Annotated in this window: 11 protein-coding genes and 1 pseudogene; 5 read left to right on the plus strand and 7 right to left on the minus strand. The window is 62.4% G+C overall.

Features of this window, described 5'->3' with window-relative positions:
• Nucleotides 1-44: 44 nt before the first annotated feature.
• Nucleotides 45-479, minus strand: a complete 435-nt coding sequence (locus ACLQ8T_RS03755) for a DUF1801 domain-containing protein (RefSeq protein WP_413455731.1) — start codon at nt 477-479, stop codon at nt 45-47.
• A gap of 281 nt (nt 480-760) precedes the next feature.
• On the opposite strand from ACLQ8T_RS03755, the pseudogene ACLQ8T_RS03760 reads away from it, so the two are divergent.
• From ACLQ8T_RS03760 to sufU, 4 genes and pseudogenes are all read left to right on the plus strand, one after another.
• Nucleotides 761-1,033, plus strand: a pseudogene (locus ACLQ8T_RS03760) (50S ribosomal protein L25); the annotation flags it as partial.
• A 42-nt stretch (nt 1,034-1,075) separates the two neighbouring features.
• Complete coding sequence (gene pth, locus ACLQ8T_RS03765) at nt 1,076-1,657, plus strand: aminoacyl-tRNA hydrolase (RefSeq protein ID WP_413455732.1); 582 nt, start codon at nt 1,076-1,078, stop codon at nt 1,655-1,657.
• 253 nt (nt 1,658-1,910) lie between these two features.
• Nucleotides 1,911-3,203, plus strand: coding sequence for a SufS family cysteine desulfurase (locus tag ACLQ8T_RS03770; RefSeq protein WP_413455733.1), 1,293 nt, complete (start codon nt 1,911-1,913; stop codon nt 3,201-3,203).
• Entirely contained in the window at nt 3,204-3,656 is a 453-nt protein-coding gene (gene sufU / locus ACLQ8T_RS03775; RefSeq protein WP_073706644.1) for a Fe-S cluster assembly sulfur transfer protein SufU, read from the plus strand. It begins immediately after the preceding gene.
• Between the two features lie 80 nt (nt 3,657-3,736).
• Here the strand turns inward: sufU and nhaA are convergent, their stop codons facing one another.
• Both nhaA and ACLQ8T_RS03785 read right to left on the minus strand, forming a co-directional pair.
• Nucleotides 3,737-5,086, minus strand: a complete 1,350-nt coding sequence (nhaA, locus tag ACLQ8T_RS03780; protein WP_413455734.1) for a Na+/H+ antiporter NhaA — start codon at nt 5,084-5,086, stop codon at nt 3,737-3,739.
• A 162-nt stretch (nt 5,087-5,248) separates the two neighbouring features.
• Nucleotides 5,249-5,749 (minus strand): DUF2505 domain-containing protein, encoded by a 501-nt coding sequence (locus ACLQ8T_RS03785; protein WP_204720952.1) that lies wholly within the window; start codon nt 5,747-5,749, stop codon nt 5,249-5,251.
• A gap of 238 nt (nt 5,750-5,987) precedes the next feature.
• On the opposite strand from ACLQ8T_RS03785, the gene mfd reads away from it, so the two are divergent.
• Nucleotides 5,988-9,596 carry a transcription-repair coupling factor gene (gene mfd, locus ACLQ8T_RS03790; protein WP_413455735.1) on the plus strand — a complete coding sequence of 1,203 codons (3,609 nt, stop codon included), beginning with the start codon at nt 5,988-5,990 and terminating at the stop codon, nt 9,594-9,596.
• A gap of 66 nt (nt 9,597-9,662) precedes the next feature.
• Here mfd and ACLQ8T_RS03795 read toward each other — a convergent pair whose 3' ends face one another.
• The 4 genes from ACLQ8T_RS03795 to ACLQ8T_RS03810 all read right to left on the minus strand — a co-directional run bounded on the left by ACLQ8T_RS03795 (nt 9,663) and on the right by ACLQ8T_RS03810 (nt 13,010).
• Nucleotides 9,663-10,157, minus strand: a complete 495-nt coding sequence (locus tag ACLQ8T_RS03795; protein ID WP_204720956.1) for a tetratricopeptide repeat protein — start codon at nt 10,155-10,157, stop codon at nt 9,663-9,665.
• A gap of 85 nt (nt 10,158-10,242) precedes the next feature.
• Nucleotides 10,243-10,500: a hypothetical protein gene (locus tag ACLQ8T_RS03800; protein WP_204720958.1), complete on the minus strand. Its 258-nt coding sequence runs from the start codon at nt 10,498-10,500 to the stop codon at nt 10,243-10,245.
• Nucleotides 10,501-10,533: 33 nt separating this feature from the next.
• Nucleotides 10,534-11,220 carry a deoxyribose-phosphate aldolase gene (deoC, locus tag ACLQ8T_RS03805; RefSeq protein ID WP_073706649.1) on the minus strand — a complete coding sequence of 229 codons (687 nt, stop codon included), beginning with the start codon at nt 11,218-11,220 and terminating at the stop codon, nt 10,534-10,536.
• A 59-nt stretch (nt 11,221-11,279) separates the two neighbouring features.
• A complete protein-coding gene (locus ACLQ8T_RS03810; RefSeq protein ID WP_413455736.1) occupies nt 11,280-13,010 on the minus strand; it encodes a phospho-sugar mutase in 1,731 nt (576 codons plus the stop codon).
• Nucleotides 13,011-13,039 lie beyond the last annotated feature (29 nt).

Genomic DNA, 13,039 nt, shown 5'->3' on the forward strand with positions numbered 1-13,039 from the left:
GCCTTCGGCCGGTACCCCTGCGGGTACCGGCCGAGGCAGTTAAATCAGCTGTTCATGGTCGTGTCGTCGGACAGCGTTGCCTGCAGCGACTTCTCGACCAGTTCGCGCAGGATTGCCCGGTCTACCGATGCAAGCCGGGTCAGATACAGGCAGGCTTTGCTGCTCCGGTGCTTGCCGAGCTTCTCCAGCAGCTCCGGCCAGCGTTCGGCAAAGTCGGTAGCCAGATAGATGGTGTGGTTGCTCGGGCCGGGAGCAAAAGCCAGCAGCGGAGCGATGCCGCCGTGCCCTGACTCGTAGCGGTACTCGTACTGGCCGAAGCCGAGGATCCGCCCGGCCCAGACTACCGGTTCGTCACCGGAAATTTCCTTGAACAGCGCCAGCAGCTCATCTGCTTCGGCACGCCGGGGGCCGGTGGCCCGGTCCAATACCGGTGCAATCGGAAGATTGGAAGGGGACATTGCGGGCTGCTTGCTGGCCATGGAATTCCTTCCTGCAGCGTTCGTCGGCTGCAGCGGCTTGCGGGGACTTGCCTCAACGCTACCCGCCAGCGCAAGGGCCCGCTGTGTTCTGGGTGACAGATTTTCGTCCAGGGGCGTGGGACTGCTAGAATAATTGACTGTGCCCAGGCGAGGGAAACACCAGCAATGGTGGGACCGTTATCGACAAGGCCGGAAAAGCTCTTTCATCTCCTAGATGTTGGTTGCTTCCCGAGTCCACGCAAGGGCCTGAACGAAGCAACCATTTCCTAAGGAGAATCATCATGGCATCTGTCAACCTTGACGCCGTTGTACGCACCGATTTCGGTAAGGGCGCTGCCCGCCAGGCTCGCCGCGACGGCCAGATCCCAGCTGTAGTCTACGGCGCAGGCTCCGAGCCGCAGCACGTCCTGCTGCCAGGCCGCGAAACCACCCTGGCCGTTCGCGACCGCGGTGTTGAGCTGGTTCTGAATATCGAAGGCAAGACCGTCAAGACCACCATCAAGGACATCCAGATCCACGCGCTGAACCGCACCGTTGATCACCTGGACCTGATCATCGCTGCCTAATTCCAGCGACCTAGGTTTCAGCTGAGCATCATGAGTGATGGAACTTGGCTCGTAGCCGGACTCGGGAACCCCGGGTCCGGCTACGCTGGCAATAGACACAATATCGGGCATATGGTGCTCGACGAGCTGGCCAATCGCGTCGGCTCGAAATTCAAGACCCACTCTTCGCGTTCCCAAGTGGTCGAGGGGCGCATGGGGGTTGGTGGTCCGCGCATCGTGCTGGCCAAGCCCATGGTGTACATGAACCTTTCGGGCGGGCCGGTAGCCAATGCAGCGAAGTTCTTCGGAATCGGAGTGGACCGCTTGATCGTCGTGCATGACGAGATCGATATTCCGTTCGACACCATCAAGCTCAAGCGCGGTGGCGGCGAAGGCGGGCATAACGGATTGCGCGATATCTCAAAGGCCATGGGCTCCAAGGATTATCTGCGCGTGCGCGCAGGCGTTGGACGTCCTCCAGGCCGCATGGATACCGCCAAATGGGTTTTGCAGGACTTCTCAAAGACCGAGAAGGCGGATCTTCCGTTCCTGGTCGACAATTGCGCTGACGCAGTGGAATTGCTGATGACCTCGGGCTTGGAAGCCGCCCAGGCAAAATTCCATATCAGCTGATCGTTGCCCCTGGCGGGAGCGGTGAAGCGGGGGACCGCTGCGGACTGGACCAGTTCGCAGCGGTCCTCCTCTCATTAAAAATTAGGAATGCCATGTAGCGAGGCGTTCCTTACTAAGGCCTGACTTAGATGTGCTTCGAGGCCCAGAATGGAATAATTACCCAATGTACCCCTTGCCTAATAGGTCGCCGATTACTTGATTCCGCGTTCTGCCAGGCATCCAAGACAATTATTCAGAGGACCACGTGCACACGATGACCGGTCAGCCAGAAGCACTTGAAGCGTTGACAGCTGGAGAAGTTGAGCGCATCAAGGCCGACTTTGAAATTCTGGAGCACCAAGTCAACGGCGTTGACGTGGTGTACCTGGACTCCGGCGCCACCAGCCAGAAGCCGCGCTGCGTCTACGAAGCCGAGCAGCACTACTACGAGAACGCCAATGCCGCGGTGCACCGCGGTGCGCATTCCCTGGCAGTTGAAGCGACCGAAATCTATGAGCAGGCACGCGAGACGGTGGCCAAGTTCATCGGTGCACGCACCAACGAACTGGTCTGGACCGCGAACGCCACCGAAGCGCTGAACCTGATCAGCTACTCGATGTCCAATGCCTCCCTGGGCCGCGGGGGAGAAGCTGCAGCCCGCTTCCGTCTGGGGCCGGGCGATGAAATCCTCACCACCGAACTGGAACACCACGCGAACCTGATCCCATGGCAGGAACTGGCCTTCCGAACCGGTGCCACCCTGCGCTACGTGCCCATCACCGAAGACGGAGCGCTGCGCTACGACCTGCTCGATGAACTGGTCACCGAACGCACCAAGCTGGTGGCCTTCACCCACGTGTCCAACGTGCTGGGAACCATCACCGATACCCAGAAATTCGTTGATGCCGCCCGCAAGGTCGGCGCCTTGACGGTGTTGGACGGATGCCAGTCCGTGCCCCATTTGCCGGTCGACGTGAAGGCACTGGACGTGGACTTCATGGCCTTCTCGGGCCACAAGATGCTCGGACCAACCGGCATTGGCGCACTCTACGGACGCGAAGAACTGCTCAACGCCATGCCGCCATTCCTGACCGGTGGATCCATGATCACCGTGGTGGACATGGAGCATGCGCAGTACATGCCATCGCCGCAGCGCTTCGAAGCCGGTACCCAGCGCATTGCCCAGACCCACGGTCTGGCCACCGCAGTTGCCTACCTGGATGAAATCGGCATGGGCCGGATTGCCGCCTGGGAAGAGCGCCTCGGAGCGATGCTCTACGAGGGCATCTCGAAGATCGACGGCGTGCGCGTCTTCGGCCCGGCCGACGCCCAGCGCATCGGCACTGTCCCGTTTGAAGTGATCGGCGTGCACCCGCACGATGTGGGCCAGTACCTGGATTCGCGCGGCATCGCGGTGCGCGTGGGCCATCACTGCGCGCAGCCGCTGCACCGCGCCCTGGGCGTGAATTCCACGACCCGTGCCAGCACCTACCTGTACAACACGGAAGCAGACATCAAGGCCCTGCTTGAGGCCCTGGGCTCCGTGCGCGAATACTTTGGAGTCTAAATGAATGAATTGGATCAGCTCTACCAGCAGGTCATCCTGGACCACTCGAAGCGCCGGATCGGTTCGCCACTGGTAGAGCACACCGAAGGGCTGCTGCACGGCGAATCGCATCAGCACAACCCGATCTGCGGCGACCAGATCCGGGTTCGCGTCGAGCTCGATGACCAGGACCATTTCACCTCGATGAGCTGGGAAGGAGATGGCTGCTCCATCTCCATGGCCTCGGCCTCGGTGCTGGCCGAGATGCTGCCGGAACTGACCAAGGAAGAATTCCTTGGAAAGCGGGACTATTTCCGCGAGATGATGCGCTCCAAGGGAAACTTCGAGCCTGATGAGGACGTGCTGGAAGACGCCGCCGCCTTTGTCGGTGTCTCCAAGTTCCCCGCACGCGTCAAGTGCGCCATGCTCGCCTGGGTGGCCGCCGAGGTCGCCATGCATGAAGCGCGCAAGTAGCAGCACAACCAAATAGCTCGGGCGCCGGCTTTCACATCTGAAAGCCGGCGCCCGAGCTGTATCCTCAGCAGTTCAAGAAACTAGTTCGCCCCGTCATCCTGCTGGTATACGTCGGGGATGCCATCCTTGTCGTTGTCACGGGTCTCTTGCTCGTGCAGGACCTTGTAGCGGCGGTTGCGCGGAATCAGCCACAGGGCGCCGAGGATCGCGGCAAGGAACGATCCGGCGAGGATCGCTACCTTGGCGTGCTCGTAGTGCGCGGACTCCAGCCCGAAGGACAGTTCGGAAACTAGCAGGGAGACGGTGAAACCGATGCCTGCCAGCAACGTGACGCCCAGGAGATCGCCCCAGCGGGCATCCTTGTCCAGCGAGGCCTTGGTGAATTTGGTCACTACCCAGGTCGAGCCCATGATGCCAATCGGCTTGCCGAGCACCAGCCCCAGCACGATGCCCCAGAACACCGGATCGGTGAGCAGGCCACCGCTGCCCTTATCAGGGGAAATTACAGTCACGCCAGCGGCGAAGAAGGCGAAGATGGGGATGCAGAAGCCGGAGGACAGCGGCCGGAAACGGTGCTCGAATAGTTCGGCCAGGCCGATGCCTTCGCGGCCATCGGTGCGCTTGACCGGGACGCAGAAGCCCAGGATCACACCGGCGATGGTGGCATGGATGCCGGAGCCGAAGACGAAGATCCAGGTGATGATGCCCAAAGGCAGCAAGATGACCCATGCGGCCCACGCCCGCTTGGCGAAGAACTTGCCAAGGGAACGGGCAAGCACCGTGAACAGGATGATGGGGATCAGCGACAGGCCCAGGTAGGACAGGTTCAGATCGTCGGTGAACACGACGGCGATGATGACAATGGCAATCAGGTCATCGACGACGGCCAGGGTCAGCAGGAAGATGCGCAGCGACGCGGGAAGCGCCGAGCCGATCACCGCGAGCACCGCCACGGCGAAGGCAATGTCGGTTGCGGTCGGAATGGCCCAGCCGCGCAGCAGCTCGCCGCCACCGGACATGGACGCGATGGCGACGAAGATCAATGCCGGCACCAGCACGCCGCCGAAAGCGGCGGCGACCGGAACGGCCGCAGTCTTCACATTGCGCAGATCGCCAATGACGAATTCTTTCTTCAGCTCCAGGCCAGTCAGGAAGAAGAACACCGCCAGCAGCGCATCGGCGGCCCAGTGGCCGACGGACAGATTCAGGTCCACGCCGAACAGGGTTGGGCCGAAGTGGAAATCACGCAGTGCGAAATAGGAATCGCGCAGCGGGGTGTTGGCCCAGACCAAGGCCAGCAGGGCGCCGGCGATGAGAACCATGCCGCCGACGGTTTCCTTGCGCAGGATGTCACCGATACGGACTGATTCGCTATAGCTGGGGCGCGAAAACAGGTTCTTGCCGGAACCCGAAGACGGAGTTTGGCTCATGCGTTTAACTCGCTTACTTCGTTAAATGAATATTTCTCGCCGACCAGACTTCCCGGCACACCTGCATTCAACACTAGCGCGAACAGTGCTCCAGAGCACAAATCCCCGGACGTATTGCGAGATATCGCACGTCCGGGGACTGAGGTGTTGCGTAACTATTCGCTAGGCCCGCTTCGAGAGCCAGGCTTCGACCTGGGCTGCCTGCAAATTCAGTGCCTTGCCCAGGTATGGCTCAGCAGCCGAAGCCAGCTTGCCGCCGATGAACGGAATCGATGAAGAAACCTTGGCATCGATGGAGAATTCGGAGGTTTCGCCCTGCGCCGTCAGCTGTTCGGTGCCGCTGACGTTCACCGGAACGCCGGCAACAGAGATCTTCACGGTGGCCGAGCGGTTGCCGGCAGCATCAGGGGCGGTCCACTGGTCCACCTGGGTGATCTCGATGGTTGCGCCAACGAACTTGCGGGCGATATCCGGGACGCGATCGGTGGGGACCGAACGAACGGTGGTCACGGTGAAGGCGCCGGCGGTGTCGCCGTTCACGGAGAAGTCGGTCAGGGAACCGTTGGCCACCTTGGTCAGGTGCTCGGCAAAGCCGCGATCGCTGAGTGTTGCGATGACCTGGTCTGCAGGGTGGGCGATCTGAGTGCTTGCGTTCAATGCCATGAAAGCTAATCCCAATCTGGAAATCTAAGTGGCCGGTCAGCAAAAGTGCAGGCCCGGCGACGGACAGTATTAACCCTATCCGCAAAGGCGCATTGGGTAGGCTAGGACTGCACCCAAAACAACATATTGACGTTTCGGCCGTGGATAATCATCGACGGCCGGCGCTCGTGGTGTCATATCGGCGCACCGCCGCACGAAAGCACCGAGCCAAGCGTCTGCATGAGAGGACCCGAACCCCATGAGCCTAAGCGGACTTCATGATTTCCTGCGCGAAGAACCTTCCTTCAGGCGCATTGGGCAAAGCGCCGCTCATGACTACCATGCACGCAGCGAAGAACTGGAAATCGCCGCCCCGCAGGGCATGCGCCCCATCCTCTCGGCGCACATCAGCCAGGCACTGAGCCGCAGCGAGCATCCGGGCGTGACGCTGATCGTCACCGCGACCGGCCGGGAAGCGGAAGAGATCTCCAGCTCCCTGGGCGCCTTCCTGACGGCAGGGCAAATCGCCGAATTCCCTTCGTGGGAAACCCTGCCCCATGAACGCCTTTCGCCACGCAGCGATACCGTGGGCCGACGGCTGGAAGTGCTGCGCCGGCTGCACGACCGGGACGAGAGCCTGAATATCATCATCGCGCCAATCCGCGCCGTGCTGCAGCCCTTGGTCGCAGGCCTGGGCGAACTGCGCCCGGTGGTCCTGGAACTGGACGCCGAGCCGGGATTCGACAACGTCATCAAGGACCTGGCGGCCGCCGCCTACGCCCGCGTGGACATGGTGACGCACCGCGGCGAGTTCGCTGTGCGCGGTGGCATCATTGACGTTTTCCCTCCGACGCTGGACCATCCGGTACGCATTGACTTCTTCGGCGACCAGATCGACTCGATGCGCTACTTCGCCATCGCAGACCAGCGCTCCACCGATGATCCCGGGCCTACGCGGATCATCGCTACGCCCTGCCGTGAAATGCTCATCACCCCGCAGGTGATGAGCCGGGCCGCGAATCTGAAGAACCAATTCCCTGCCGCCCAGGAAATGCTCACCAAGATTGCTGGCGGCATCGCCGTGGAAGGCATGGAATCCCTGGCTCCGCTGCTGGTGGACAAGATGGTGCCATTGCTCTCGCTGCTGCCCGAATCCTCCATCGCGCTGGTTATGGAACCAGAGCGGGTTCGCGCCCGAGCCCAGGACCTGAATGCCACCAACGCCGAGTTCCTGGCAGCCGCGTGGGCCTCGGCCTCGGACGGGGCCAGCGCCCCGCTGGATCTGGCCACCGCCGGGTCTGAACGCAAGCTGGCCACCGGCGACTTCGCCTCGTTGGCCGAAACGGTGGAGCACGCACGCGCCGCCAAGGTCTCCTGGTGGGCCATCACATCACTGGGCGCCGATGAAGAACTGGATCTGGGTGCCGCGACCATCCGCGTGCCGGCCCGCGAACCGCATGGCTACCAAGGCGACATCGAGGCGATGATGGAATTCATTGCCGGGCGGGTCAAGGACCAATGGCGCTTTGTCGTGGCGACCGAGGGACCGGGCCCGGCAGCCCGCCTCTCCGAGCTCTTTGCCGAGTTCAAGATCCCGGCGCACCGGGTGGATGACCTCTCCGCCGAGCCAACCGCCGGACTGATAGAGATCACCCAGGCCACCGCCGGCCGCGGTTTCGTCTTCGAGGAGCTCAAGCTGGGCCTGCTCACCGAAGCAGACCTGCTGGGCCGCTCCAGCGCCTACCCGAACCGCAAGGGCCGCAAGCTCACCGTCAAGCGCAAGCGCAATGCGGTTGACCCGCTGAGTCTGGAAGCTGGGGACTTCATCGTCCACGAGCAGCACGGCATCGGCAAGTTCGTTGAGCTCATGGCCCGCAAGGTCAACGGCTCGGGCAAGGACGCAAAGCGCGAATACCTGGTGGTGGAATACGCCTCCTCCAAGCGCGGTGCGCCGGGGGATAGGCTTTTCGTTCCGATGGACCAGCTGCATATGGTCACCAGGTATGTCGGCGGCGAAGCGCCGACCCTGTCCAAGATGGGCGGCTCGGACTGGGCCAGCACCAAGTCCAAGGCCCGCAAGGCGGTCAAGGAGATCGCCGGCGACCTGATCAAGCTGTACTCGGCTCGCATGGCCAGCCGTGGCCACGCCTTCGCCCAGGACACCCCGTGGCAGAACGAGCTGGAGGAAGCCTTCGCCTTCATCGAGACTCCGGATCAGCTCACCGCCATTAACGAGGTGAAGTCCGATATGGAGAAGGAAATCCCGATGGACCGGCTGATCTCCGGCGACGTGGGCTTCGGCAAAACCGAGATCGCGGTGCGCGCCGCGTTCAAGGCGGTCCAGGACTCCAAGCAGGTGGCCGTGCTGGTGCCTACCACGCTGCTGGCCTCCCAGCACTACCAGACCTTCACCGAACGCTACTCCGGGTTCCCGGTGCGCGTGAAGACGCTCTCGCGCTTCCAGACCGCCAAGGAATCCAAGGAAATCCTGGCCGGGCTGAAGGACGGCAGCGTGGATATTGTCATCGGCACCCACCGCCTACTGAGCAAGAACGTGGAATTCAAGAATCTGGGCCTGGTGATCATCGACGAGGAACAGCGTTTCGGCGTGGAGCATAAGGAAGAGCTCAAGAAGATGCGCACCAACGTGGACGTGCTGGCGATGAGCGCCACCCCGATCCCGCGCACCTTGGAGATGTCGCTGACAGGCATCCGCGAAACCTCCACCCTGGCCACCCCGCCAGAAGAACGGCACCCAGTGCTGACCTATGTAGGTCCGCGCAGCGACAAGCAGATTTCCGCTGCCATCAAGCGCGAGCTGATGCGCGATGGCCAGGTGTTCTTCGTGCACAACCGGGTCAGCTCCATTGAACGGGTGGCGGCCGAACTGCGCGAACTGGCTCCTGAAGCCCGCGTGGAGGTGGCCCACGGCAAGATGAGCGAATCAAGGCTTGAACGGATCATCCAGGACTTCTGGGAAAAGAAATTCGATGTGCTGGTCTCCACCACCATCATCGAAACGGGCCTTGACATTTCCAACGCGAACACGCTGATCGTCGACCGGGCGAACAACTACGGCCTGTCCCAGCTGCACCAGCTGCGCGGACGCGTGGGCCGCGGCCGCGAGCGCGCCTACGCCTACTTCCTATGGGATGCGGAGAAGCCGCTGGGCGAGATCGCCCTGGAGCGGTTGAAGGCCGTGGCCGCGCACAACGAGCTGGGTTCGGGCTACCAGCTGGCCATGAAGGACCTGGAACTGCGTGGAGCCGGCAACCTGCTCGGCGGCGAGCAGTCCGGGCATATCGCCGGGGTGGGCTTCGACTTGTACCTGCGCCTGGTCGGCGAGGCCGTGGCCGACTACAAGGGGGAAGGCGAGGAAGAAGCCACCGAAATGAAGATCGACCTGCCGGTCAATGCCCACCTGCCGCACGATTACGTGCCAGGCGAGCGGTTGCGCCTGGAAGCGTACCGCAACATTGCGCAGGCCGAGACCGACGAGGCGCTCGCCGAGGTCCGTGATGAGCTGGTGGACCGCTATGGCAAGCTGCCGCTTCCGGTGGAGAACCTGATGCGGGTGGCGGCCCTGCGCATCCGTGCGCGTGCCGTGGGACTGCATGATATCCAGCAGATCGGCAACCACATCAAGCTGGCCCCGGCAAAGATCGAGGACCTGCCTGCTTCGCGCCAGGTGCGCTTGGAACGCCTGTACCCGGGGGCTGCGAACAAGCCGGCGCTGAATTCGATCTTCATTCCGAAGCCGAAGACCTCGCCAATCGGCGGCAGGGATCTGGCCGACGGGGAGATCCTTGAATGGGCAGAGAAGCTGCTCTACGCGATCTTCGAGCCGACCCCGGCAGCGAAGGACTGAAGCGGCGGTCGCTGACCGCGTGGGCCAGGATCCTGCCGTTTCCGGCAGGCCCCTGGCCCACGCCTGCTAGCGCTGTTCTGCGCCAGCGGGCGCGCCCAGTTCGGCGGCGTAGTCGTTGATCGCCCGTGAGTAGAGCGAGGCATGGCGCGCTATGGCGCTGAGCGCCAGCTGCAGGGCTTCGGTGGGCTGCCCGGCATCGTGCAGCGCCAGCGCCAAGAAGGCCTGGGCATCGGTGAAGATCGGTGAGCCGGATGGGATCTGCCGCAACAGCTCAATGGATTGCGTGCACTGCCCGAGGTTGCGCAGCGTGCTGGCCAACTGGAGCAGCGCTTCATCATGCTGCGGCGCGTCCAGCCCGGCGTCCAGCGCTGCCCGGTAGGGGCCAACCGCCTGTTCTTCTTCGCCTAGATAGTCGTGCAGGGAAGCGATTTCGAAGAGCACCCGCGGATCCTGCGGATCCCTGTCCTGCACTAGGCCTGCCAGCTCGGTGCGCAGCTGTTCCGGGCGTTTGCCTCCGGCCGAGTTCCAGAACTCTTCAACGCGTTGGTCCCATGATTCCATCCGGCCAGTCTAGGCCAAGGAAATGCGATTAAACGCCAAGAGAGGGAAACCCGCAGTCGGGTTTCCCTCTCTTGGAAAGCTCTAGCTAGTTCTGGTGGGCGTTAGCCGCGGCAACCAGATCCTCAGCCTTCTCCGCGCGACCCATCAGGTGCATCGGGATGGCGAAGGCCAAGAACATCAGAGCGAAGCTGACCAGGGTCGGCCACCAGGCAACCTCAAGGGTCCAGTAGCCCAAGGTGTAAACGCCAGCCACGAACAATACGAAGAAGATCACGAAGTTGACGATATTGCCGACAAGGCGGCCTTCACCTGAATGGGCAGTGTTCTTGCCGTTCGAGTACACTTTTTCTCCTTGGGAAACAGATGGGGCGAATTCCTAGTAGCTGGAACCGCTTTGCTCTCCTTCTAGGATAGCAACTCCTGAGCTAGAACCTAGCCGGGTTGCGCCAGCTGCAATCATGGCCCGCGCGGTTTCGACGCTGCGCACGCCGCCCGAGGCCTTGACGCCCATCTCCGGGCCGACGGTCTTGCGCATCAGCGCCACATCTTCAACGGTTGCGCCACCGGTGGAGAAACCGGTGGATGTCTTGACGAAATCGGCGCCGGCGGCCTTGGCTGCCTCGCAGGCCAGGACCTTGGCTTCTTCGGTGAGCAGGCAGGTTTCGATGATGACCTTCAAGATGGCTCCGCCTTCATGCGCAGCCTGGGCAATGGCGAAGATCTCGTTCACCAAGGCGTCTCGGTCGCCACGCAGGGCGGCAGCGACGTCGATGACCATGTCGATTTCGTTGGCGCCGTCGGCAACAGCGTGCTTGGTTTCGAAGACCTTGGTGTCGGTGGCCGAAGCACCCAGCGGGAAGCCGATGACCGAGCAGGTCAGCACGTCCGAGCCTTCCAGCTCACGCGAAACGGTGGAAACCCACAAAGGGTTGACGCAAACCGACTTGAAGCCGTACTTCTTGGCCTCGTCGCAGATCTGCACCACCTGTTCGCGGGAAGCATTCTGGGCCAACAGGGTGTGGTCGATGTAGCTGGCGATCTCGCGGGCGCTTAGTTCAGTCATCATTTCCTCTAGCAATAAAGATTTCAATCATTTCAAATGAAGGTCTCGAAGGGGTAAGCCTAGTTGGCATTCAGGAAAGCTGCCAATTCTTCCTTGATGGCCAGGACCTTCGCGGTGGCGCACTGGCGGGCCTCGGGGACCTCGGCCGGATCATCGACCGGTTCAATGGTTTCCAAGTAGCACTTGAGTTTCGGCTCCGTTCCCGAGGGGCGGACGATCACGCGGGAACCGCAGAACGTATGCAGAACCATGGCATTAGTCGCAGGCAGCTTCTCGGTGCCCTGGGACAGGTCGGTGACCTCGGAAACCTCGGAGCCGCCCAGCGTTGCCGGAGCGTCATTGCGGATCTTGTCCATGAGCGCGGGGATCTGCGCCAGGTCGGTGAAGCGCAGGGAGAGCTGGTCGGTGACGTGCACGCCGTGCTTGGCCGCCAGCTCATCGAGGCGGCCGGCAATGGTGCTTCCGGCTGCCTTCAATTGCGCTGCGAGATCAGCCAGGACGATGCCAGCTGAAATTCCGTCCTTGTCGCGCACCAGATCCGGGGCCACGCAGTAGCCCAGGGCTTCTTCGTAGCCGTAGCCGAGGTCCTCAACGCGGGAAATCCACTTGAAACCGGTCAAGGTTTCTTCGTGCTCGCGTCCGGCATCCTTGGCAATGGCTGCCAGCATGCGCGAGGACACGATGGAATTGGCCAGTTTCTTGCCCTCAGGCAAGGTCTTGGAAACCTGGTCTCCGAGCAACCAGCCGACCTCGTCGCCGCGCAGCATCCGCCAGCTGCCGTTATCTTGGATCGCCGCCGCGCAGCGGTCGGCATCCGGGTCATTGGCAATCACCAGATCTGCGCCCACCGTGCGGGCCAGCTCGAGCGACAGGTCGATGGCCCCGGGTTCTTCGGGGTTGGGGAACTTCACGGTAGGGAAGAGCGGATCCGGGTGCTCCTGCTCGGCAACCATGTGAACGTCGGTGAATCCGGCGTTCAGCAGGGCTTGGCGCATGGTGTGGCCGCCCACGCCATGCATGGCCGAAACCACGATCCGCAGGTTCTTGCGCGCTGGATCCTGCGGCTGGCCAGCGTCGATAATCGGGCGGATGGAAGCCAGGTAGGCTGCTTCGATGTCGCCGTCTGCGCCGGCTGCGGGGAGCACTTTCCAGCCGTTTTCGGCGCGCGGGATCTGCGCCACCGGCTGGCCGTAGTCGATCAGCGAAGCGATCTGCGCATCGATCGGGGAGACGATTTGGGCTCCGCGACCCGACTCATCGGTGATCTTCCCGCCGACGTAGACCTTGTAGCCGTTGTCCCGCGGAGGGTTGTGGCTGGCCGTCACCATGATGCCGGCTTCGGCACTGAATTCGCGGACGGCCCAAGCCAGCACCGGGGTGGGCAGTGCCGAAGGCATCAGCAGCACCTCGAACCCGGCCGAGGCGAAGACGCCGGCCGAATCCTTGGCGAAGACATCCGAATTGAACCGGGCATCGAATCCGATGACCACCTTGGGCGTGTACTGGCCATTGGCTTTCTCGGCCAGGAAGCGGGCGATGCCTGCCGCGGTGCGCATGACCACCACGCGGTTCATGCGCATCGGGCCGGCGCCCAATTCGGCGCGCAGTCCGGCTGTGCCGAATTCCAGCACGCCGCTGAAGCGGTCGGCAATGTCCTCGAAGGCCAGCGCGTCGCCGTCATTGACGCGCTGGATCAGCAGTTGCAGTTCTTCCTGCGTTTGCGGATCGGGATCCTGGGCCGCCCATTGGCCCGCCGCGTCAAGCAACTGGATTTTCTGCGTGTGGTTCACTGATTTCCCTTCAAAGGACACTGACTGCT

Origin of the sequence: Glutamicibacter sp. FR1, assembly GCF_047300825.1 — a bacterium.
Classification (GTDB): domain Bacteria; phylum Actinomycetota; class Actinomycetes; order Actinomycetales; family Micrococcaceae; genus Glutamicibacter; species Glutamicibacter nicotianae.